Source organism: Streptomyces sp. NPDC059166 (assembly GCF_042755185.1).
Lineage (GTDB): Bacteria > Actinomycetota > Actinomycetes > Streptomycetales > Streptomycetaceae > Streptomyces.
In genome coordinates this window covers 1-22,390 of record NZ_JBHZCI010000030.1, presented here as the reverse complement: position 1 = coordinate 22,390, position 22,390 = coordinate 1, and the positions used below count along the sequence as shown (strand labels likewise).

At 68.6% G+C, this 22,390-nt stretch carries 18 protein-coding genes; 14 read left to right on the top strand and 4 right to left on the bottom strand.

The features are described 5' to 3' along the window. Positions 1–58 precede the first annotated feature (58 nt). The 5 genes from ACFXOA_RS22220 (at position 59) to ACFXOA_RS22200 (ending at position 4,334) form a co-directional block, all read left to right on the top strand. Positions 59–517 carry a hypothetical protein gene (locus ACFXOA_RS22220; RefSeq protein WP_385031157.1) on the top strand — a complete coding sequence of 153 codons (459 nt, stop codon included), beginning with the start codon at positions 59–61 and terminating at the stop codon, positions 515–517. Next, on the top strand, positions 517–2,253 hold the full coding sequence (locus ACFXOA_RS22215) for a hypothetical protein (protein WP_385031154.1): 1,737 nt from the start codon (positions 517–519) through the stop codon (positions 2,251–2,253). The genes ACFXOA_RS22220 and ACFXOA_RS22215 overlap by 1 nt, the downstream gene beginning before the upstream one ends. A gap of 25 nt (positions 2,254–2,278) precedes the next feature. Beyond that, complete coding sequence (locus ACFXOA_RS22210) at positions 2,279–3,529, top strand: S8 family serine peptidase (protein WP_385031151.1); 1,251 nt, start codon at positions 2,279–2,281, stop codon at positions 3,527–3,529. 86 nt (positions 3,530–3,615) lie between these two features. Then, positions 3,616–3,969, top strand: coding sequence for a WXG100 family type VII secretion target (locus ACFXOA_RS22205; RefSeq protein ID WP_385031148.1), 354 nt, complete (start codon positions 3,616–3,618; stop codon positions 3,967–3,969). Between the two features lie 65 nt (positions 3,970–4,034). After that, positions 4,035–4,334 carry a WXG100 family type VII secretion target gene (locus ACFXOA_RS22200; RefSeq protein ID WP_385031145.1) on the top strand — a complete coding sequence of 100 codons (300 nt, stop codon included), beginning with the start codon at positions 4,035–4,037 and terminating at the stop codon, positions 4,332–4,334. An 82-nt stretch (positions 4,335–4,416) separates the two neighbouring features. Here ACFXOA_RS22200 and ACFXOA_RS22195 read toward each other — a convergent pair whose 3' ends face one another. Both ACFXOA_RS22195 and eccCa read right to left on the bottom strand, forming a co-directional pair. Further along, positions 4,417–5,490: a (+)-(1(10)E,4E,6S,7R)-germacradien-6-ol synthase gene (locus ACFXOA_RS22195; protein ID WP_385031142.1), complete on the bottom strand. Its 1,074-nt coding sequence runs from the start codon at positions 5,488–5,490 to the stop codon at positions 4,417–4,419. A 473-nt stretch (positions 5,491–5,963) separates the two neighbouring features. Further along, a complete protein-coding gene (gene eccCa, locus ACFXOA_RS22190; RefSeq protein WP_385031139.1) occupies positions 5,964–9,932 on the bottom strand; it encodes a type VII secretion protein EccCa in 3,969 nt (1,322 codons plus the stop codon). Positions 9,933–10,186: 254 nt separating this feature from the next. Between eccCa and eccD the strand changes: the two genes are divergently transcribed. The 6 genes from eccD (at position 10,187) to ACFXOA_RS22160 (ending at position 17,275) form a co-directional block, all read left to right on the top strand. Next, positions 10,187–11,695, top strand: coding sequence for a type VII secretion integral membrane protein EccD (gene eccD / locus ACFXOA_RS22185; protein ID WP_385031136.1), 1,509 nt, complete (start codon positions 10,187–10,189; stop codon positions 11,693–11,695). Between the two features lie 188 nt (positions 11,696–11,883). Then, positions 11,884–12,174: a 30S ribosomal protein S15 gene (gene rpsO / locus ACFXOA_RS22180; RefSeq protein ID WP_014048684.1), complete on the top strand. Its 291-nt coding sequence runs from the start codon at positions 11,884–11,886 to the stop codon at positions 12,172–12,174. A 272-nt stretch (positions 12,175–12,446) separates the two neighbouring features. Then, positions 12,447–14,660, top strand: a complete 2,214-nt coding sequence (locus tag ACFXOA_RS22175; RefSeq protein ID WP_385031342.1) for a polyribonucleotide nucleotidyltransferase — start codon at positions 12,447–12,449, stop codon at positions 14,658–14,660. Beyond that, entirely contained in the window at positions 14,657–16,036 is a 1,380-nt protein-coding gene (locus ACFXOA_RS22170) for a M16 family metallopeptidase (protein ID WP_385031133.1), read from the top strand. The genes ACFXOA_RS22175 and ACFXOA_RS22170 overlap by 4 nt, the downstream gene beginning before the upstream one ends. Before the next feature lie 20 nt (positions 16,037–16,056). Further along, positions 16,057–16,809, top strand: coding sequence for a 4-hydroxy-tetrahydrodipicolinate reductase (dapB, locus tag ACFXOA_RS22165; RefSeq protein WP_385031130.1), 753 nt, complete (start codon positions 16,057–16,059; stop codon positions 16,807–16,809). 13 nt (positions 16,810–16,822) lie between these two features. Then, positions 16,823–17,275 carry a hypothetical protein gene (locus ACFXOA_RS22160; protein WP_385031127.1) on the top strand — a complete coding sequence of 151 codons (453 nt, stop codon included), beginning with the start codon at positions 16,823–16,825 and terminating at the stop codon, positions 17,273–17,275. A gap of 48 nt (positions 17,276–17,323) precedes the next feature. Here the strand turns inward: ACFXOA_RS22160 and ACFXOA_RS22155 are convergent, their stop codons facing one another. Both ACFXOA_RS22155 and ACFXOA_RS22150 read right to left on the bottom strand, forming a co-directional pair. Beyond that, positions 17,324–17,875, bottom strand: coding sequence for a hypothetical protein (locus ACFXOA_RS22155; protein WP_385031124.1), 552 nt, complete (start codon positions 17,873–17,875; stop codon positions 17,324–17,326). A 93-nt stretch (positions 17,876–17,968) separates the two neighbouring features. After that, complete coding sequence (locus tag ACFXOA_RS22150; protein WP_362551305.1) at positions 17,969–18,208, bottom strand: hypothetical protein; 240 nt, start codon at positions 18,206–18,208, stop codon at positions 17,969–17,971. Positions 18,209–18,384: 176 nt separating this feature from the next. Between ACFXOA_RS22150 and thyX the strand changes: the two genes are divergently transcribed. The 3 genes from thyX to ACFXOA_RS22135 all read left to right on the top strand — a co-directional run bounded on the left by thyX (position 18,385) and on the right by ACFXOA_RS22135 (position 21,989). Beyond that, positions 18,385–19,122, top strand: coding sequence for an FAD-dependent thymidylate synthase (thyX, locus tag ACFXOA_RS22145; protein ID WP_385031121.1), 738 nt, complete (start codon positions 18,385–18,387; stop codon positions 19,120–19,122). A 151-nt stretch (positions 19,123–19,273) separates the two neighbouring features. Then, complete coding sequence (gene dapA / locus ACFXOA_RS22140) at positions 19,274–20,173, top strand: 4-hydroxy-tetrahydrodipicolinate synthase (protein WP_385031118.1); 900 nt, start codon at positions 19,274–19,276, stop codon at positions 20,171–20,173. Between the two features lie 130 nt (positions 20,174–20,303). Then, positions 20,304–21,989 (top strand): ribonuclease J, encoded by a 1,686-nt coding sequence (locus tag ACFXOA_RS22135; RefSeq protein ID WP_385031115.1) that lies wholly within the window; start codon positions 20,304–20,306, stop codon positions 21,987–21,989. Positions 21,990–22,390 lie beyond the last annotated feature (401 nt).

The window sequence follows — 22,390 nt, the reverse complement described above, 5'->3', positions numbered from 1 at the left end:
AGCAACGTAGAACACTCTGTGCAAACGGGGCACACGGGGAACGGGGAAGGGCAGCGACGTGGCCGAAGGAAACGGGGATCTCCGCAAAGGCGTAGGGGCTCTGGAGAAGTTCCAGAGGAGCGTCAACGCCCTGCTGGCAGAACTGGAGAGCTCGCCGGCCGGCAAGTCGGAGGTGGCGGCGCAGACGGTCTCGCGCTCCGCACTGAGCGGCGGCAACGCGTGCTTCGCCGAGGCCGACGGCCTCTACACCCAGTACAACAGGGTCCACGAGTCGCTCGTCTCGCTCTCCAAGTCCCTGGGGGACCAGATCGAGTACCTGAGCCTCGGCGTGCACGCGGCGGCGGTCGGCTTCGACAACGTCGACGATGACACCAGGCGGCGGTTCTACGAGATCCAGGCGCACCTGGACGAGGAACGCGAGAAGGCCCAGGCGGAGCGGGAGAAGGCGCAGAAGCCTGAGCAGCCGCGTACGGACAGAAAGACCGGCTCCGCCTACGACGACTTGGGTGATCACTGATGAGCGATCCGAAGCAGCCGGAACAGGGCACCGAGGTTCCCCAGGAGTTGACCCCCGCGGAGCAACGGGAGCAGGACCAGGAGCGGGTCCAGGGGCAGATCGTCGTCACCGATGTCACCCGCCAGATGCAAGCCGTGATGGAGACGTTCGGCTTCGGGGGCTCCGGATCCTCGGGGCGTACCTCCTTCGAGGGACACGAACTCAACGCGATGATCGACCTCATCGAGAACTCCAGTCCGGAGCACCTCGAAGAGGCAGGCCAAGCGCTTCTGAAGGCGCGGACCTCGCTGAACGACGCGGCGAAGGAACTCGGCGACTTCATCGGGCAGGTCGACTGGGAGGGCGAGTCCGGTTCGGCCTTCCGTGACTGGGGCAACGGCCTGGTCGCCCACGCCTACAAGCTGGGCGAGTACGCGCAGACCGCCGGCACCCAGATCACGGTCGCGGGCACGGGCCTTGCCTCGGTACGGAGCTCCCTGCCGCCTCGCGACACCCGCCTCGTCCGCAAGTCGCCGGAGGACATCGAGTCACCGGCCCGCATCGAGGGCAACCCGGAGTACGCGGCGGCGGTCAAGGTCGAGAAGGACCGCCAGGAGGCCATCAACCAGGCGAACCGGCTGGCTTCGTACTACGCGGTCTCGGAGGAGACCCTGGCGGCGCAGGAGCCGCCGCGGTTCGACAAGAAGCTCGATGTGGCGATGCCGCGGCCGGGTGGGTATGTCAATCCCACGTCCGAGGACGGGGGCTCATCAGCGCCGTCTGCTTCGTCGGACAGGGCGAGTTCCGGAACCGTAGCAGCGCATGCGACCACCGACGGGCCCGGAGCTGAGGGCAGCGTTGCCGGCTTCGAGACGCCCGTGGCAGTGGCTCCCGTCCCGGAAAGGGGCGTCTCGACGGAGATCGACAGCGTCGCCACCGCCCCGCCCCCGGTGACCTCTCCCGTCAGCGCGCCTCCCATGGCTCCGACGACGGGAGTTCCGACAACTGGGACAGGTCCACACATGCCTGTGCCGACCAGTTTCGTGAACCCTGTGACCAACAGCCCGCGAGGTCCCCAGGCGCCTGCTGGTGCGCCCAGGGCGGTGGGTCAACCAGCAGGAGGGACTCGCCCGGGTGGCGGCCCGACGTCCGGCAGTCGCACCACCGGGCCTCAGGTCGGGCGGCCCGCTCCCATGAACGGAGGAACTTCCTCCGGACGTGGGGGTGCCGGTTCGCAGTCCCCGACTGCAGGTCGGTCGGGCGTTACCGGTGGCAGGCCGACTTCGGTAGGCCGTGCGGGCACACCCGGAACAACCGCCCCGCGTGGCGGCCGAAGCGGCATCGTCGGGGGTACGCCCCAGCGCTCCATCCCCGGTGCGACCGGAGGTACGCGAGGTACCCCACGGGGCACGGTCATCGGAGCCGGCGGAGCGGCACGGCCAGGAAGTTCGGTCGGCGCGGCTGGGCAGCATGGCGTCGTCGGCAGCGGAAGCGGTAACAGCCCGCGCCCTGCGGGGCGAGGTACCCCCAGCACCAACGGAGTGGTCGGCACACCCCGCGGCGGTCCCGCACGGCCAGGAGTGGGCGCGAAGGGCTTCACCGCAGGCGGCGCGGGTCTCGTGCGTGGCCCGGTGGGCCGGACGGGCTCCAAGGACGAGGAGCGGGACGACGGAACGCCGCGTCCGGACTACCTGACCGAAGACGGAGAGACGTGGGATACCGGGCGTCGTGGAGTCGCGCCGCCGGTGATCGAGTAGGTACAGGGAAGGTTCGGAAGTCGGGATGACAGCAGGAATGAGCCAGACCCGGAAGCGCCTTATGCCCTTTGGAATGAGAGGGCGCGCGTTCGGCACGTTGGCGATGGCCAGCGCGCTGAGCGTGGGGTTTGCAGGTACTGCATCTGCCGATGTGGACCCGCAGTCGAAGCAGTGGTATCTGGCATCCATGCATGCCGAAGAAATGTGGAAGACGACCACAGGCAAAGGCATCAAGGTTGCTGTCATCGACTCCGGTGTCAACCCTGAGACACCCTCTCTCAAGGGGCAGGTACTCGAAGGGTTCGACGCCACCGGGGTCAGTGGCGATGAATTCGATGACTACGACGGTCACGGCACCACGATGGCCGAGTTGATCGCTGGGACAGGAGACGGTGCAGGGCTGAAAGGCCTCGCCCCGGATGCAAAGATCATTCCGATGCGAATCAGCGATACCGAGCTCCAGAACGAGGAGTCGGTGAACGCACATGACACTGCAGACGCTATTCGTGCTGCAGCTGACAGCGATGCGCAGATCATCAGCATGTCGTTCGCCAGTGATTTCCCTGGCAGGGAAGAGCGCGCGGCCGCCGAATATGCGGAAAGTAAGGGAAAGCTGTTCTTCGCAGGTGTCGGAAACAATGCGAAGGAAGGGAACAAGGAGCAGTATCCCGCTGCCTACCCGCAGGTGGTCGGTGTTGCTGCTACCGACAGTGACGGCAGTGCTTCCGCCTACTCGCAACACGGTGAAATCGTAGACATTGCTGCCCCTGGCGACGGCATCCCTAGGTGGTGTGACGACAGCTTCGAACGGTACTGCCAGGGAGATGGCGGTACTAGTGCCGCCACGGCTATTACGTCAGCTGCCGCCGCCCTGATCTGGTCTGCTCATCCGGAGTGGACAGCGAACCAGGTTCTCCGTGTTCTTTTCGATACCGCAGGGCGGGACTGGGAAAAGGGCACTCTCAGCAACTACCTCGGCCACGGCCTGATCCGCCCCTCCATGAACATTCTGAAGGGCAAGGGCGACCCGGGCGACCCGGACGTCAGCCCCCTCACCAACGAGAAGACGTCCGGCTCGGCAGGCTCAGCAGCCCCCTCCGCATCAGCTTCGTCACAGCCGGACGAGAAGGCCGAGGCCGGTGACGCGGCCATGGCAGGCTCCAGCGCGGAGACGGATGGCGGTGGCCGAACGGGCCTGATCATCGGCGGAGTGGCAGTGGTGCTCGTGCTCGGCGGTGCGGCCTTCGCGTTCGCACGTAAGCGCCGCACCACCTGACTGCCCCACTGAACGCAGTTCCTCATGACGCCTCACCCGGCACGATCGCCGGGACGAACAAGAGCACCAGGAAGGAAGCCAGCACCATGGCAGATCAGAAGCTTTCAGATGAGATGCTCCTCAAGCTCGAGGGTGAACTCACCAGGCGGTTCGACTCCGTGAGGGGTCAGCTGAAGACGCTGCAGGCGACGATCGACAGCCTGGAGGGCGCCTGGAAGGGCATCGGCGCCTCGGCGTTCAACGCCAAGCAGGCCGACATCAACCTGAAGATGGGCAACATCGCCACGCGACTGGTCAACTTCCAGGAAGCGATCAAGGCCGCGCGCACCATCTCGGGCAACACCGAGGACGAGATCCGGCAGGCCCTCCAGGGCGTCGACGTCGTCGACGGCTACTCGACGGGCTCCGAGGCCAAGACCTCGGCCATCAACTCCCTCTGATCCTCCTCGTACGCGCAGCACGGACGAGCACTTTCCCACCGAACTAGTTAGAACGGGAGAACCGCATGCCGCACAACGACGGCACGATGGTCGTCACCTACTCGAGCCTCGAGCAGGCCGCAGGTGACATCGACCGGCAGAGCAGGCAGCTCCAGGAGGACCTCGCGTCGATCAAGCGCATGGTCGCCAGCGCCTCCGAACTCTGGGTCGGCGAGGCCAAGTCGGCGTACGACCAGGCGCAGGCCGGCTGGGACCGCGACGCCACCGGCATCCAGACGGCACTGTCGGAGATCTCCCGCAAGGTGCGCGACGCGGGCACCGCCTACCACGCGGGCGACAAGCGGGCGCGGGCCAACTTCGAGTAGGCCGCCGCCGGAAGGACGAGCAGATCAGGGTGGGCACGCACGGGAGGTGCCCACCCTGACTCATGTCGTCGTACGGCCCGGCTCAGCGATCCTTCAGCAGTGTCCACCACCACGCGATGCTGGGGATGGGCAGCGGCTGATCCTCCTCCCCCTCCTGGAAGGGTGAGGAAGCGCTTCCGTGAGGCAGATCGGCGGGGTCCTCCGGATTGACGTAACGATGAGTGGTGAGAGACCAGTCGTAGTCGGCGCGTATCCACGAACTGCAGTCAGTGACCCAGCGACGAAGCTCCGGGCCGGCGTCCTGCAGTATCTGGTCCCGCAGGCGGAGGTAGAGCGCCATGGCGCGGGTGTGCATCATGGCGGTCTCCTCGACCGCCTCAGCAAGCGAACAGCCCCGCTCATGGGCTATGAGGTCGACGATGTTCCCGAAGCCCTCCTGGCTGCGCCGGCGCTCCTTGTGGTACGAGACGAGGTCGTTCGACCACCCGATGATCGAGGCGAACACCTCGACGAAGCCGCGGACGTCGTGGCGCTCGTAGTCTGCGGCGGGCAGGTCGTACCCGTGGATGATCTCGCTGAGCGTCGAGAAGATCTTGACCCCGGAGGAGTCGAGCCGGACCGCCAGATGATCCGAGAGCGTGGGGATGCGGCCGTGGGCACTGTTGGCCGCCATCCAGATCTGGCCCTGCAGATAGGCCCGGAAACTGGCTGCCCAGCGAGCGGTCTGCACGGGAGTGGTCAAGGTGTCCAGACGTAGACGCAGCTCACGCAGAGCCGCGGAGTAACCGTCGTCCGCCGGGGCCGTCCACGGCACCTCGACGACGCGTTGGAGCTTGGTGATGATCAACAGGGTCGTGTCCGGAGACGCGGCGGCCGGCCCCTCGTCGCAGAACTCGTCGTCGAACGCGAACAGCCACATCAGGAAGTCCGAGGTCCACTGCAGGCCCTCGACCCGTCCGGCGGGCGCCCCCCGGCTGGTTATCTCGCCGACAGCGATGTGAGTCAGCCGTTCTCGCTGAGCCTGGTCGGAGAAGAGACCGAACCGATCGAGCCAGGCGGCCGAGCCTTCGTCGATCTCACGCCATTTCGGGTGGATCGCGGAGGGGAGCGGAACCCACAGCTGGGGGATCTTCGGAGCCGGAGCATGGGAGGTCATGTACCGCCCTTTCACATGTACTTTTCAATACACCTCTGAGCCCCGGAAGTTAGCAAGGCGGCTGGGGTACGGGTACAGCCGTTTCAAGCCTGTTCGTGGCTTTGCGACGATGCCCTGGACGTTACGGCCGTGGGCATCCATCCATGTCGCGGACGCCCGCGTGAGCTCCGAAGGTGGTTGAACGCGCCACCTTTGGGATTGATCGACCACCTGGGCGGTTGGCCCGAAAGTACCTCTTGTCAGTTCAGGATTCACCCTTCCAGGGCGCCGGACCCCGGCAACTCCGCCCGTGGTCCGTGATCTTGTGGTGAGAAACCCTGCACCGTCACCTCCCGGCCCACACACAAGGGCGGGCGGTGGCGGCCCCTTCCGGTGCCGTCACCGCCCGCCCCGAGGCGCACGCCCGGAAGCAGGACGCGCGCGCCGAACACACCGACAGTGCGCGGATCGCTGGATCCGATCCGCGAGATCCCCTACCGCGCCCCGTCCATCAGCCCCGTCTGCACCAGCGGGTTCCCCCGACGCCGGGTGACGAAGATGCCGCGCCCAGGGGGCATCGGCCGAGGGCGTACGTTTCCGAGGATGTCCCCTTCGATCGGGTCGCCGGAGAGCATCACGCCCTGCGCCCCCAGTTCCAGGATGCGCTGCAGGAAGGGCTCGTAGAGCGCGCGGCCGGCCCCCGCCGTGCTGCGGGCGATGATGAAGCGCACCCCCACGTCCCGGGCGAACGGGAGCATCTCGGTGAGCTTGGCGAGCGGGTTCCCGCTCGACGTCGACACCAGGTCGTAGTCGTCGACGACAACGAACACCGAGGGCCCGCTCCACCAGCTGCGGTCGCGCAGCTCCTGCGCGGTCACGTCGGGCGAAGGCGTACGGCGCTTCATCAGGTCGTACAGGGCGTCCGTGTGGTGCTCCATGTCGTTCGACATGGGCACGTACTCCGCCAGGTGCGTCGCCGGCGTGACGTCCAGGAGCGCGCGCCGGTTGTCGATGACGAAGAACTTGGCGGCGTTCCCCTCGTACCGCTCCGTCAGCTGCTTGATGAGCAGTCGCAGCAGATTGGACTTCCCGGACTCGCTCTCCCCGAACACCATGAAGAACGGGTCCCGTTCGAAGTCCAGGTACACGGGCTCCAGGTTGTTCTCGTCGATGCCGAACGCGATGCCCCGCTCCGGCCGGGCGTGTCCCTGGGGCAGCTCGTGGACCGGGAGTTCACGGGGCAGGAGCCGGACCGCCGGGGCGGGCGCGGCCGTCCAGTGCCGGGCGACCTCCTGGTTCATCGCCGCGGTGGCCTCGGAGAGGTCGCTGTCGGAGTTGATGCCGTCGATCCTCGGCACCGCCGCCATGAAGTGCAGCTTCTCCGGCGTCAGACCGCGCCCCGGCACGCCCGCGGGCACGTTGACGGCTGCCTTGCGGTCGAGTTCCGAGTCCATGACGTCACCGAGCCGCAGCTCCAGCCGGTTCATCAGGTGGTCCTTCAGATTGGCCCGTACCTCCATCGAACGTGACGCCGTCACGATCAGGTGGATGCCGTAGCCGAGACCACGCTGGGCGATGTCGAGGGCGGCGCCCTCCAGCGCCTCGTAGTCCGTACGGAAGTTGCCCCAGCCGTCGATGATCAGGAAGACGTCGCCCCAGGGCTGGTCGGCCACCGAGATCTCGCCCCGGGCGCGCAGCCTGCGGAAGGTGGCGATGGAGTCGATGCCCGCGCTGCGGAAGTACTCCTCACGGCGCGCCATGATCCCGTACACCTCGGCGACCGTACGGCGCACCCGCTCGGGGTCGAGCCGGGAGGCGATACCGCCCACGTGGGGCAGTCCCGAGACCGAGGCCATTCCGCCGCCACCGAAGTCGAGCCCGTAGAACTGGACCTCCTGCGGGGTGTGCGTGAGGGCGAAGCCCGCGATGAGCGTGCGCAGCAGGGTGGACTTGCCGGACTGCGGACCGCCGGTGATCTGCATGTGACCCGCCGCACCGGAGAAGTCCCGGTACAGCGTGTCGCGGCGCTGCTCGTACGGCTTGTCGACCACACCCAGTGGCACGACCAGGCGCCCCGCGCCCTCGAATCCCGGCTGGGTGAGGCCGCGTCCCTCGACGGAGGAGAGGCCCGGCAGCAGTTCGTCCAGCGACGGAGGGTTGTCCAGCGGGGGCAGCCAGACCTGGTGCGCCGAGGCGCCCCGGCCTTCCAGGCGCCGCACGATCACGTCGAGCACGGTGTCGGCGAGGGCGTCGTCCTCGGACGTGCGCGCATCCGGAACGCCCGCCTGCGCCGTCGGCTGTACGTAGCGCACCGGCACCGGCGCCGCGGTGAAGAGCACCGGCCTGCGGTCCACCGGCAGCGGGCCCGAGGAGGCGGCGGGCCGGGCACCCGAGCGGTACACCCCGGAGACGTACGCGGCCTTGAAACGCACCATCTCGTCCGTGCCGTACTTCAGATAGCCCGAACCGGGCACGTTCGGCAGGTGGTAGGCGTCCGGGACACCCAGCGCGGCACGGGACTCACCCGCGGAGAACGTCCGCAGACCGATCCGGTACGACAGATAGGTCTCCAGGCCGCGCAGACGGCCCTCCTCGAGCCGCTGCGACGCCAGCAGCAGATGGACGCCCAGCGACCGTCCGATGCGCCCGATCTGCACGAACATCTCGATGAAGTCGGGCTTGGCGGTCAGCAGCTCGCTGAACTCGTCGATCACCAGGACGAGTGAAGGGATGGGCTGCAGCGGAGCCCCCGCGGCACGCGCCTTCTCGTAGTCGTGGATGTTGGCGTAGTTGCCGGCGTCGCGCAGCATCTCCTGGCGGCGGTTGAGCTCACCGCTGATGGAGTCGCCCATGCGGTCCACCAGCGTCAGATCGTCCGCCAGGTTGGTGATCACCGCGGCGACGTGCGGCATCTGCGCCATACCGGCGAAGGTGGCACCGCCCTTGAAGTCCGCGAGGACGAAGTTCAGCGTCTCCGAGGTGTGGGTGACGGCGAGGCCGAGGACGAGCGTGCGGAGCAGCTCGGACTTGCCGGAGCCGGTGGCCCCGACGCACAGGCCGTGCGGGCCCATGCCCTCCTGCGCGGCCTCCTTGAGGTCCAGCATCACCGGAGCGCCGTCCTCGCCGACGCCGATCGGCACCCGCAGACGCTCCGACTGGGAGCGCGCCCGCCAGGTCCGGCTCACGTCGACCGAGGCCGCGTCCCCCAGATTCAGGAGATCGGTGAACTCCAGGTTGGCGAGCAGGGGTTCGTCGTCGTCACCGCCCGTCGCCACGTGCAGCGGCGCGAGCTGGCGGGCCAGCGCCTCCGCGGCCTCGGGGCCGAGCAGATCGGGCACCCCGTCGTACACCAGGCCGTTACCGGACTCCAGCCGGAGCGAGCGCGGGTCCACCGTGATCGAGAGGCCGCCCCGCGCGCCGTCGACCTGGCCCGGCACGATCTCGATGACCGTCACACCCTGGAGCCCCTCGGCCGACGCGAGGGCGGACGTCGCCGGGACGGACTCCCCGTCCAGCACGACCACCACGTGCGGCTGGTCGAGCAGCGGCTGACCGCCGGGCTGGAAGCGGGGACGGCCCTCCAGGCGGCCGGCGAGCATCTCCTCCAGCTCCGCGACGCTGGTGCTGACCAGCCTGCGGGTGCCGGCGCCGTCGACCGGACCGTGCGCCTGGACATGGGGCAGCCACTTCGTCCAGTCCCAGCGAGCGGCGGCGTCGCGGTCGGTCGCGACGGCGACGACCAGGTCCTCGGGGGAGTGGAGCGCGGCGAGGGACCCCACCATGGCGCGGCCTGTGGCGTGCGCGGATTCCGCGTCGCCGCTGATCGTCAGGTGGTAGAAGGCCCTCAGCGAGACCGCCATCGGCAGGCCGTCGAGCGTGCTGTGCGTCGTCAGGAACTGCTGCATCGCGCCGGCGGTCAGCGGCTCCAGCTCATCGACCGGCGCGGTCTCGGGCGCCACGAGGGGAGTGGCGAGCTCCTGACTGCCGAGGCCGATGCGTACGTGGGCGAAATCGGCGTCACCGACACGGCGTTCCCACACCCGGCTGCCCTCGGCCACGAGCGCCCAGAGCTGCTCCGGCGACGGGTGGAGGTAGAACTGCGCGTCGCGCTGCTGACGGGCGGTCCTCAGCACGGCCCGCCGGGTCTGCGTCAGGTACTTCAGGTAGTCGCGACGCATGTCCGCGAGCTGCCCCTGGGTGCCGCGCCGGAAGCGGATGATCATCGCCACGGCCATCGCGATCGTCGACGCGATCATGATCATGCCCATGATCCGCATGATCGGGTTCGGCGTCATGAAGAAGAAGACGACGGAACCACCCATACCGAGCATCGGGAGCAACTGCATCATCACCCCCTCCTGCTGCCCTCGGGGCAGCTCGGGCGGAGGTTGCAACTGCACCTGTTCGCCCGGAACTTCGGAGGGGAGGGCCCGCGGTGGGCGCCTGACGACGATCTGGCTCACAGCTCACCAATTCCCTTGCCGGACGGAACTGTTCCTATCGGCGCCCCCGTGGCGACGGGTTCCGTTCGCGGGAGGATCCTACTGGCGCACCCGGGGACCCGAGGGCGGTAGGGTGTCGCGACGCGTGTACGCATCCGCTAACTACCGCAAAAAAACGGGTCATTCGGGACGCAGCCGGAACCCGTGACCCAAGGGTGCGTTCCGGGAGATCCAGAAGAACCACGAGCCAGAAGAACCACGAGGGGGAGCAGCACGTGACAACGACGGCCCAGACGGCGGCCACCGGAACCGGTCGGCCCGGTCCCGGACTTCCCGCCGCCAACGGAACGGGCTTCTGCCGGGTCACGGTCGTCGCGCCCGACAGCCGCGTCGACGTGGCGCTCCCCGAGGACATCGCCGTCGCCGACCTCTACCCCGAGATCCTCCGGCTCTCCGGGCAGAGTCCCGCCCAGGACGCGCCGGTCGGATACCACCTGGTGCGCCGCGACGGCACCGTCCTCGACAGCGGGCGCACCCTCGCGGCCCAGCGCATCCTCGACGGGGAACTGCTCTCCCTGAGGCCCTTCTCGGAGTCCCTGCCCCCCGCGGTCTTCGACGACGTGTCCGACGCCGTCGCCACAGCCGTCTCCAAGGACCGCACCCTCTGGGGCGACGGCCTCATGCGCTCGGCCGGGCTCTTCGGCGGGTCGGTCCTGCTGGTCCTGCTCGGCTTCGTGCTGTGGACCTCCGACGTCAGGCACGACATGCACGGCCTGCCGGGGATCCTCGCCACCGTCACCGCCGTGCTCCTGCTCGCGCTGGCCTGCGTACGCGCGCGTGTCTACGCGGACCGGGGCTCATCCGTCGCGCTGGGGATCGGCGCCCTCACCAGCGCGGCGGTCGCCGGTACGGGACTGCTTCCGCTCAGCGCCGGCCAGGGCATCGGACGGCTGCAGTTCCTGCTGGCCTGCGCCGCCGTACTGGTGGCGTCCGTGATCCTCATGATCGCCGCCCCCGAGGGCGACGGCACGTTCGTCGCGTTCGTCTTCGCCTCCGTCATCGGCGCACTGGTCACCTTCGTCGCGATCATGACCGGCATGGAACCGGCCGAGACCGCCGCCGTGTGCGCCCCCCTCTCCGTCGGGCTCCTCGCCTTCCTGCCGGGGCTCTCCACCCGCTTCGCCCGCCTCCCGATCGGCTTCGAGCCGCCCCGCACCACCACCGGCGACTACGGGACGGCCGACCCCGCGCCGCAGGGACCGGTCGACGCCGCCCGCATCGCGGCCCAGGCCCGCCGGGGCCACGAACTGCTCCTCGGCCTCGTCGGCGGCTGCGCCCTGGTCTCCGTGGGAGCCGCGGCCGTCCTCGGCTTCTCCGACAGCGTCTGGGGACAGCTGCTCGCCCTGGCCACCGGCGTCGCCATGCTGATGCGCGCGCACCTGTTCCGCTACACCGCCCAGGTCGGCTGCGCCCTGGGCGCGGGTCTCGCGGCCCTCGTACTCCTGGGCCTCGGACTCTCCCTCAACCCGCCGGCCGACCTGATCCAGGCCGCCCTCAAGGGGGACGGCGCCGGGCTCGACATCCGTACGATCTGGCTCACGGCCGCCGTCGCGGCCGTCGCCGCGCTGGTCACCGCCATAGGGCTGATCGTGCCCCGCAAGGGCGTCACCCCGTTCTGGGGGCGTTTCCTGGAGGTCGCCGAGGCCTTCGTCCTCCTGACGCTGCTGCCGCTGTGCCTCGCCGTCTTCGACGTCTACCACTCGATCCGGGCGCTCACCAGCTGATCCGACCGGGCGCCGGGCAGCCGGGTCCACGGCGACTGGTACGCTGTGTGACGGCCGTTTGTGTACGCGCCTCCGGGTCCATCCTGGGGGCTGCGCTCATCGGACCTTCGCCTCCGAGTCACGGAAGCTCCCCTGAGAACAAGACCAGGGGCACTCGTGGGCGCATCGAACATCAAAGAGGAGTACGCGTGCCGCTCGACGCCGCTACGAAGAAGCAGATCATGGCCGAGTTCGCCCAGAAGGAGGGTGACACCGGATCCCCCGAGGTCCAGGTCGCCATGCTCTCCCGCCGGATCTCGGACCTGACGGAGCACCTCAAGACGCACAAGCACGACCACCACTCCCGCCGGGGTCTGCTGATCCTCGTCGGCCAGCGTCGCCGTCTTCTGCAGTACCTGGCCAAGAAGGACATCCAGCGCTTCCGTGCGCTCGTCGACCGCCTCGGCATCCGCCGTGGTGCGGCCGGCGGCGCCAAGTAAGGACGCTGTGAGAGGGAGCGGTACCCCGGTTCCAGGGGGCCGCTCCCTTTTGCTGTACGTGCGTGACCCGGGTCCCGCTCAGTAACCTGGACGTACGACAACCGAACGAGGAGAGGCGCCCCACGGCCGCCGCCGGTCCTCGGTAGTGGCCCCCGGGACAACGCCCGGGAGCTTCGATCGAAGACCGGCCCGCACACACGGTGCGCTTCTCCGCACCGTCCCGCGCCACACGGGTGCGAGGACGAAAGACGACGAGTATGGAGAAATCACTAGTGGAGAACGAGACCCACTACGCCGAAGCCGTGATCGACAACGGCACCTTCGGCACCCGCACCATCCGCTTCGAGACGGGCCGCCTGGCCAAGCAGGCCGCAGGCTCCGCCGTCGCGTACCTGGACGACGACACCATGGTGCTGTCGGCCACCACCGCTTCCAAGCGGCCCAAGGACCAGCTCGACTTCTTCCCGCTCACGGTCGACGTCGAGGAGCGGCAGTACGCGGCCGGCAAGATCCCCGGCTCCTTCTTCCGCCGCGAGGGCCGTCCCTCCGAGGACGCCATCCTCACCTGCCGCCTGATCGACCGGCCCCTGCGCCCCTCCTTCGCCAAGGGCCTGCGCAACGAGATCCAGATCGTCGAGACGGTCATGGCCCTCAACCCCGATCACCTCTACGACGTGATCGCGATCAACGCCGCCTCCTGCTCCACGCAGCTGGCCGGCCTGCCCTTCTCCGGCCCGATCGGCGGCACCCGTGTCGCCCTGATCAAGGGCCAGTGGGTCGCCTTCCCGACGCACACCGAGCTCGAGGACGCCGTCTTCGACATGGTCGTCGCCGGTCGCGTCCTCGAGGACGGCGACGTCGCGATCATGATGGTCGAGGCCGAGGCCACCGAGAAGACCATCCAGCTCGTCAAGGACGGCGCCGAGGCCCCGACCGAAGAGGTCGTCGCCGCCGGTCTCGAGGCCGCGAAGCCCTTCATCAAGGCCCTCTGCAAGGCCCAGTCCGACCTCGCCGCCAGGGCCGCGAAGCCCACCGGTGAGTTCCCGGTCTTCCTCGACTACCAGGACGACGTCCTGGAGGCGCTCACCAAGGCCGTCCGCACCGAGCTCGCCAAGGCGCTCACCATCGCCGGCAAGCAGGAGCGCGAGGCGGAGCTGGACCGCATCAAGGAGATCGCCGCCGAGAAGCTGCTCCCGGCCTTCGAGGGCCGCGAGAAGGAGATCTCGGGTGCCTACCGCGCGCTGACCAAGAAGCTGGTCCGCGAGCGCGTCATCAAGGAGAAGGTCCGCATCGACGGCCGCGGCGTCACGGACATCCGTACGCTCGCCGCCGAGGTCGAGGCCATCCCGCGCGTGCACGGCTCGGCGCTCTTCGAGCGTGGCGAGACGCAGATCCTGGGCGTCACCACCCTCAACATGCTCCGCATGGAGCAGCAGCTGGACACCCTCTCCCCGGTGACCCGCAAGCGCTACATGCACAACTACAACTTCCCGCCGTACTCCGTCGGCGAGACCGGCCGCGTGGGCTCCCCCAAGCGCCGCGAGATCGGCCACGGAGCGCTCGCCGAGCGCGCCATCGTGCCGGTCCTGCCGTCGCGCGAGGAGTTCCCCTACGCGATCCGCCAGGTCTCCGAGGCGCTGGGCTCCAACGGCTCGACGTCCATGGGCTCGGTCTGCGCCTCCACCATGTCGCTGCTGAACGCCGGTGTGCCGCTCAAGGCCGCCGTCGCCGGTATCGCCATGGGCCTGATCTCGCAGGAGATCGACGGCAAGACCCACTACGTCGCCCTCACCGACATCCTCGGTGCGGAGGACGCCTTCGGCGACATGGACTTCAAGGTCGCCGGCACGAAGCAGTTCGTGACCGCGCTCCAGCTCGACACCAAGCTCGACGGCATCCCCGCCTCGGTCCTGGCCGCCGCGCTGAAGCAGGCCCGTGACGCGCGTCTGCACATCCTGGACGTCATGAACGAGGCCATCGACGTCCCGGACGAGATGTCCCCGAACGCCCCGCGGATCATCACCGTCAAGATCCCGGTGGACAAGATCGGTGAGGTCATCGGCCCCAAGGGCAAGATGATCAACCAGATCCAGGAGGACACCGGCGCCGACATCACGATCGAGGACGACGGCACCATCTACATCGGTGCCCAGCAGGGCTCGCAGGCCGAGGCCGCCCGCGCCACGATCAACGCCATCGCCAACCCGACCATGCCGGAGGTCGGCGAGCGCTACCTGGGTACGGTCGTCAAGACCACCACCTTCGGTGCGTTCGTCTCCCTGATGCCCGGCAAGGACGGTCTGCTGCACATCTCGCAGATCCGCAAGCTCGCCGGTGGCAAGCGCGTGGAGAACGTCGAGGACGTGCTCGGCGTCGGCGCCAAGGTCCAGGTCGAGATCGCGGAGATCGACAGCCGCGGCAAGCTCTCGCTCATCCCCGTCATCGAGGGCGAAGAGGACGAGAAGAAGGACGACACCGACAAGTGACGTCCCGTAGTTCCGTGACGACGGCCCGCCCCTCCTCCGAGGGGCGGGCCGTCGCCCGTACCCAAACGCTTCTCAAGGGCAGCAACGGCATCGGTACCGTCCGCCGGACGGTCCTCCCCGGCGGTCTCAGGGTGGTCACCGAGACCCTGCCCTCCGTCCGTTCCGCCACCTTCGGGATCTGGGCCAACGTCGGTTCACGCGACGAGACGCCCACCCTCAACGGCGCCACGCACTACCTCGAACACCTCCTCTTCAAGGGCACCGCCAAGCGCAGTGCCCTCGACATCTCGTCCGCGATCGACGCGGTCGGCGGCGAGATGAACGCCTTCACGGCGAAGGAGTACACCTGCTACTACGCGCGGGTCCTGGACACCGACCTGCCGCTGGCCATCGATGTCGTCTGCGACATGCTGACCGGCTCACTGATCGCCCCCGAGGACGTCGACGCCGAGCGCGGTGTCATCCTCGAGGAGATCGCGATGACGGAGGACGACCCCGGCGACTGCGTGCACGACCTGTTCGCGCACACCATGCTCGGCGACACCCCCCTCGGCCGCCCGGTCCTCGGCACCGTCGACACGATCAACGCCCTGAACCGGGGCCAGATCGCCCGCTTCTACAAGAAGCACTACGACCCCACCCACCTGGTCGTCGCCGCCGCCGGCAACGTCGACCACGCCACGGTCGTCCGACAGGTCCGCAGGGCCTTCGAACGCGCGGGCGCCCTCGGCCGCACCGACGCCGTGCCCACACCCCCGCGTGCGGGATCCCGTACCCTGCGGGCCACGGGCCGTGTCGAGGTGCTCAACCGCAAGACCGAGCAGGCCCACGTCGTGCTCGGCATGCCGGGCCTGGCCAGGACGGACGAGCGACGCTGGGCCCTCGGTGTCCTGAACACCGCGCTCGGCGGCGGAATGAGCTCCCGCCTCTTCCAGGAGGTACGGGAGAAGCGCGGCCTCGCTTACAGCGTCTACTCCTACACCTCGGGCTTCGCCGACTGCGGCCTCTTCGGCGTCTACGCGGGCTGCCGGCCCAGCCAGGTGCACGACGTCCTCAAGATCTGCCGTGACGAGCTCGACCGGGTCGCCTCCGACGGTCTCGACGACGAGGAGATCGCCCGCGCCGTCGGCCAGCTCGCCGGTTCCACCGTCCTCGGCCTCGAGGACACGGGCGCGCTCATGAACCGCATCGGCAAGAGCGAACTCTGCTGGGGCGAACAGATGTCCGTGGACGACATGCTGGCGAAGATCGCGGCGGTCACCCCCGACGAGGTCCGGGCCGTGGCGGCCGACGTCCTCGGGCAGCGCCCCTCGCTCTCGGTCATCGGCCCGCTGAAGGACAAGCAGGCGGACCGCCTCCAGGCAGCGGTCTCCTAACCACCCAAAGGAAAGAGCACATGAGCAAGCTGCGCGTGGCCGTTCTCGGAGCCAGGGGACGTATCGGATCCGAGGCGGTACGAGCCGTCGAGGCCGCCGACGACATGGAGCTGGTCGCCGCGCTCGGCCGCGGCGACCGCCTCGAGGCGCTCACGGACGCCGGGGCACAGGCCGTCGTCGAGCTGACCACGCCCTCGTCGGTGATGGACAACCTCGACTTCTGCGTCCGTCACGGCATCCACGCAGTGGTGGGCACCACGGGCTGGACCGACGAACGGCTCGCGCAGCTGAACACCTGGCTCTCCGCCAGCCCGGAGACCGGAGTGCTCATCGCCCCGAACTTCTCCATCGGCGCCGTCCTCACGATGAGGTTCGCGGAGCAGGCAGCCCGCTACTTCGAGTCCGTCGAGGTCATCGAGCTGCACCACCCGAACAAGGCGGACGCGCCCTCCGGCACCGCCACCCGTACCGCCCAGCTCATCGCGGCGGCCCGCGTGAAGGCGGGCGCGGCGCCGCAGCCCGACGCCACCGCGACCGCCCTGGAGGGCGCCCGAGGAGCCGACGTCGACGGCGTCCCCGTCCACTCCGTCCGGCTCCGCGGCCTCCTCGCGCACCAGGAGGTCCTGCTGGGCGGTGAGGGCGAGACCCTCACCCTGCGCCATGACTCGCTCCACCACAGCAGCTTCATGCCGGGCATCCTGCTCGGTACCCGCCGTGTGGTGACCACTCCCGGCCTCACCTTCGGCCTGGAACACTTCCTCGACCTGAACTGACTGGGCCCACCCCATGCGCGCAAAGCTCTCGTACACCGTCACAGCCGCCGTCCTCGTCTTCTACTTCGTCCTGGCCGGCAGCCGAGGGGTCCTGCTCATCAGGCACGGCACCCTGCTCACGGTCACCTTCGGCGTGGCGGTGCTGATCCTGCCGGTCATCGGTGTCTGGTTCCTCTGGAAGAACACCCAGTTCGTCCGCAGGGCCAACGCGCTGGCGGCCGAGCTGGACGCGGAGGGCGGCCTGCCCGTCGACGAGCTCGAGCGCACCCCGTCCGGGCGTATCGACCGCGCCTCCGCCGACGCCGTGTTCACGCGCCGCCGCGAGGAGACCGAGGACAGCCCCGACGACTGGCGCTGCTGGTTCCGGCTCGCCGTGGCCTACCAGGACGCCAGGGACACTCCTCGCGCACGCAAGGCGATGCAGCGCGCCATCGCCCTCCACGCGAACAAGCCGGTACGCGCCTGAGCGGCGCCGTACCGGCTTGCGTGGTGCGTGAGGGGAGGGCCGGAGCCCTCAGCCCGCGCGGTATTCGTCGCCCCACGCCTCGACGGAGTCCGTGGCACGCTCGAACGCCTCCGCGCGGGCCAGGAAGTCCGCGTTGTGGTCGGTGACCAGCGGAGCCAGCGGGTCGCCGCCCCTGGGCACCACGACGAGTGCCTGTCCCTGGACCGTGCGCGGGAAACCGAGCCACTTCACCGGCTGCTGCACGGTGCGGACCGCCGCGACGTCCCCCCACCGCACGGTGGTCGTGCGGAGGAAGCCCACCCGGCGCACGCCGTGGCGGCTCACCCAGGCGCCGACCCGGAGCAGCCGCAGCGCGCCGACGATCACGACCGCCGCCAGGACGAAGCAGAGGGTGGCGCCGGACAGTGATCCCGCGAACGTGATGATCATCGCGGCGAGCAGCACGAACGACGCCAGCAGCAGCGACGTCGCCGCCGCCGCGACCCGCCACGGGCCGGGACGGTAGGGCCGCCGCCAGCTGTCGTGGTCGTCGAACGGCAGCGCGATGTCCTCTGCGTCCGCGTCGAATGCGCGGTCGGCCGTCAGGAAGGGCAGGGGCACGACTGATCCTCACTCACAAGCACGCTCGATTGCTGTGCCCGGTGAGGCTACCGAGGAGCCCCCCGGCCGACCACCCCAGGGGCCCCGTACGGGTCAGCGGTGCTGGGAGGCCTCGGACGTCTGGCTGTGCGACGGCGTCCGGTCGGTGTCCAGGGCCGGCAGTCCGAAGAGCAGTGACCCTGCGAATCCGGCGATCAGCGTGAGCCCCACCAGGGAGCGGGAGGCCAGCTGCGTACGGCTGACGCGCTGGCGGGGAGGCGGAGTGACGTTACTGCGGAATCGGTCGGCCTCGGCAACGAACGAGAACGGGACGGATTCACGCCGGCGGAACATGAGGAAGATCTCCTTGAACTGCGGAACGGGTGCTGCTACTGACTCAGACGTACGACTGCCCGGATCGGTGCCCTGAATCGCGGACATCGTCCAACTTTTTTCGCTGACGGATTCGCTTCCCCGCGGCCCGTAGAGTGGACGCCGCCCGAGCGAAGCAATTGGAAGGACCCCCGCCGGTGAGCGACACCCCCGAGCCCACGAAGGCCCACTTCCGCAGCGATGTCACCGTTGACCTGGTGAAATCCGCGGCCGCCGACTCAGACGTGCTCTTCGCGGCACGCGTGTCCACGGCGGGGGAGCAGTCCCTGGAAGAGGTCACGAAGGATCCCGAGCGTTCCAAGGGGCTCATCAACTTCCTGATGCGGGACCGGCACGGCAGCCCCTTCGAGCACAACTCCATGACCTTCTTCATCAGCGCCCCCATCTTCGTGTTCCGCGAGTTCATGCGGCACCGCGTGGGCTGGTCCTACAACGAGGAATCGGGCCGCTACAGGGAGCTGGAGCCGGTCTTCTACGTGCCGGGCGAGTCCCGCAAGCTCATCCAGCAGGGCCGCCCCGGCAAGTACGAGTTCGTCGAGGGAACCCCGGAGCAGCACGAACTCACCACCCGCGCGATGGAGGACTCCTACCGCCAGGCGTACGACGCCTACCAGGAGATGCTCGCCGCCGGGGTCGCCCGGGAGGTCGCCCGCGCGGTGCTGCCCGTCGGCCTCTTCTCGACGATGTACGCCACCTGCAACGCCCGCTCGCTGATGCACTTCCTCGGTCTGCGGACCCAGCACGAGATGGCCAAGGTGCCCTCGTTCCCGCAGCGCGAGATCGAGATGGTCGGGGAGCAGATGGAACAGCACTGGCAGAAGCTGATGCCGCTCACTCATGCCGCCTTCAACAAAAACGGACGGGTCGCCCCGTAGGCGGTGTCCGTATTGCGGCGTTTCGTGAAGTTCATCTAGGCTGATCAAACGGACCCGGCACTGCTTGAACCCCCGAGCAGGCAGTGCCGGGCTCCTCTTCCCCGTCCCCCGAGGGGGCGCGAGGCTCCGAGCAACGAGTAGCGTGTTACCCATGGCTCCGATCTCCACTCCGCAGACCCCCTTCGGGCGGGTCCTCACCGCTATGGTCACGCCCTTCACGGCGGACGGCGCACTCGACCTCGACGGCGCCCAGCGGCTCGCCGCCCACCTGGTGGACGCAGGCAACGACGGCCTGATCATCAACGGCACCACGGGCGAGTCCCCGACCACCAGCAACGCGGAGAAAGACCAGCTCGTACGGGCTGTACTGGAAGCCGTAGGAGACCGGGCCCACATCGTCGCCGGTGTCGGCACCAACGACACACGGCACAGCATCGAGCTGGCCCGGACGGCGGAGCGCACCGGCGCCCACGGCCTCCTCGCCGTCACCCCGTACTACAACAAGCCCCCGCAGGAGGGCCTCCTCCGGCACTTCGGCGCCATCGCCGACTCCACGGATCTCCCGGTGATGCTCTACGACATCCCCGGCCGCAGCGGTGTGCCGATCGACACGGAGACGCTCGTACGCCTCGCCGAACACCCGAGGATCGTCGCCAACAAGGACGCCAAGGGAGACCTGGGCCGTGCCAGCTGGGCCATCGCCCAGTCCGGCCTCGCCTGGTACTCCGGCGACGACATGCTGAACCTCCCCCTGCTCTCGGTCGGGGCCGTCGGCTTCGTGTCGGTCGTCGGCCACGTCGTCACCCCCGAGCTCCGCGCTCTCGTCGAGGCCCACCTCGACGGCGATGTGCAGAAGGCCACCGAGATCCACCAGAAGCTGCTCCCCGTCTTCACCGGGATGTTCCGCACGCAGGGAGTGATGACCACCAAGGCCGCGCTCACCCTGCAGGGCCTGCCGGCCGGACCGCTGCGACTCCCGATGGTCGAACTCAGCGAGCAGGAGACGGCCCAGCTCAAGATCGATCTGGCTGCCGGCGGGGTACAGCTCTGACCACGGACTTCACAACTGAATACGCGAGGTCACTCGCGACGGAAACACCACCTGACAACAGCAAGTGCACGAATGACATGCGCGCCACGTGCCCTCAGCGGTACGTGGCGCGCGTGGTAAGGAGAGTCTTTTGAGTCATCCGCACCCTGAACTCGGTACGCCGCCGAAGCTCCCCAAGGGCGGTCTGCGGGTCACCCCGCTGGGCGGCTTGGGCGAGATCGGCCGCAACATGACGGTCTTCGAGTACGGCGGCCGTCTGCTCATCGTCGACTGCGGTGTGCTGTTCCCCGAAGAGGAACAGCCCGGCATCGACCTGATCCTTCCGGACTTCACCACGATCCGGGACCGCCTGGACGACGTCGAGGGCATCGTCCTCACGCACGGCCACGAGGACCACATCGGCGGCGTCCCCTACCTGCTCCGCCTGAAGCCGGACATCCCGCTGATCGGCTCCAAGCTGACCCTCGCCCTCATCGAGGCGAAGCTCCAGGAGCACCGCATCCGCCCCTACACCCTCGAGGTGGAGGAGGGACAGCGCGAGCGTATCGGCGTCTTCGACTGCGAGTTCATCGCCGTCAACCACTCCATCCCGGACGCCCTCGCCGTCGCCATCCGCACCCCCGCGGGCATGGCCGTCGCGACCGGCGACTTCAAGATGGACCAGCTCCCGCTCGACGGGCGCCTCACCGACCTGCACGCCTTCGCGAGGCTCAGCGAGGAAGGCATCGACCTTCTTCTCTCGGACTCCACGAACGCGGAGGTCCCCGGATTCGTCCCGCCCGAGCGGGACATCTCCAACGTCCTGCGCACGGTGTTCGCCAACGCCCAGAAGCGCATCATCGTGGCCAGCTTCGCGAGCCACGTCCACCGCATCCAGCAGATCCTGGACGCCGCCCACGAGTACGGCCGCAGGGTCGCATTCGTCGGCCGGTCGATGGTCCGGAACATGGGTATCGCCCGTGATCTGGGCTACCTCAGGGTCCCCGCCGGCCTGGTCGTCGACGTCAAGACGCTCGACGACCTCCCGGACGACGAGGTCGTGCTGGTCTGTACAGGATCCCAGGGTGAGCCGATGGCGGCCCTGTCCCGGATGGCCAACCGTGACCACCAGATCCGGATCGTCCCGGGCGACACCGTGATCCTCGCGTCGTCCCTGATCCCCGGCAACGAGAACGCGGTCTACCGCGTGATCAACGGTCTGACCCGATGGGGCGCGAACGTCGTCCACAAGGGCAACGCCAAGGTGCACGTCTCGGGACACGCCTCGGCCGGTGAGCTGCTGTACTTCTACAACATCTGCAAGCCGAAGAACCTGATGCCGGTGCACGGTGAGTGGCGCCACCTGCGGGCCAACGCCGAGCTCGGCGCCCTGACCGGCGTGCCCAAGGACCACATCGTCATCGCCGAGGACGGGGTCGTGGTCGACCTCGTCGACGGCAAGGCGAAGATCGTGGGCAAGGTCCAGGCCGGCTATGTCTACGTCGACGGCCTCTCGGTCGGCGATGTCACCGAGACCTCCCTCAAGGACCGCCGCATCCTCGGTGACGAGGGGATCATCTCGGTCTTCATCGTGGTCGACAGCTCGTCCGGCAAGATCGTGGGCGGGCCGCACATCCAGGCCAGGGGTTCGGGCATCGATGACGCCGCCTTCAGCGCAGTCGTGCCCAAGGTCGAGGACGCGCTCAACAAGTCGGCCCAGGACGGCGTCATGGAGCCGCACCAGCTTCAGCAGCTGGTACGGCGGACCGTGGGCAAGTGGGTGTCGGACACCTACCGCCGGCGTCCGATGATCCTTCCCGTCGTGGTCGAGGTCTGACCGTCTGACGCCGCGGCATGCTCAACCGGGAGCGGGGCGCCTCGATTTGCATCGGGGCACCCCGCTCCAGTACGTTTACGGCTCCGCCAGAACGGGAAGCAGCCCGCGCACGTGTGCGCAGGGGCCTCCCGGGGAGGCGGGAAATCCGACTCAGAACCTCTGATAAAGTCGGATGCGCCGAAAGGCAAAGGCCCTTCCGAAGGCCATCGGAATCGAATTCGAACCGGAAACGGAACGAAAAAGGATCTGATAGAGTCGGACTCGCCGGAAAGGGAAACGCGAAAGCGAAGAACTGGAAAGCGAAACAGCAGGAACCCGCTTCGGCCGGGAATCGGACACGAAAGAGTCTGATAGAGTCGGAAACGCAAGAACGAAGGGAAGCGCCCGGAGGGCCCCGGTGA

Coding starts and splice junctions, on each gene's coding strand:
- dapA (WP_385031118.1), top strand. CDS start 19,274: ATGGCTCCGATCTCCACTCCGCAGACCCCCTTCGGGCGGGTCCTCACC.
- dapB (WP_385031130.1), top strand. CDS start 16,057: ATGAGCAAGCTGCGCGTGGCCGTTCTCGGAGCCAGGGGACGTATCGGA.
- ACFXOA_RS22150 (WP_362551305.1), bottom strand. CDS start 18,208: ATGTTCCGCCGGCGTGAATCCGTCCCGTTCTCGTTCGTTGCCGAGGCC.
- ACFXOA_RS22210 (WP_385031151.1), top strand. CDS start 2,279: ATGACAGCAGGAATGAGCCAGACCCGGAAGCGCCTTATGCCCTTTGGA.
- ACFXOA_RS22215 (WP_385031154.1), top strand. CDS start 517: ATGAGCGATCCGAAGCAGCCGGAACAGGGCACCGAGGTTCCCCAGGAG.
- ACFXOA_RS22160 (WP_385031127.1), top strand. CDS start 16,823: ATGCGCGCAAAGCTCTCGTACACCGTCACAGCCGCCGTCCTCGTCTTC.
- ACFXOA_RS22195 (WP_385031142.1), bottom strand. CDS start 5,490: ATGACCTCCCATGCTCCGGCTCCGAAGATCCCCCAGCTGTGGGTTCCG.
- ACFXOA_RS22205 (WP_385031148.1), top strand. CDS start 3,616: ATGGCAGATCAGAAGCTTTCAGATGAGATGCTCCTCAAGCTCGAGGGT.
- ACFXOA_RS22200 (WP_385031145.1), top strand. CDS start 4,035: ATGCCGCACAACGACGGCACGATGGTCGTCACCTACTCGAGCCTCGAG.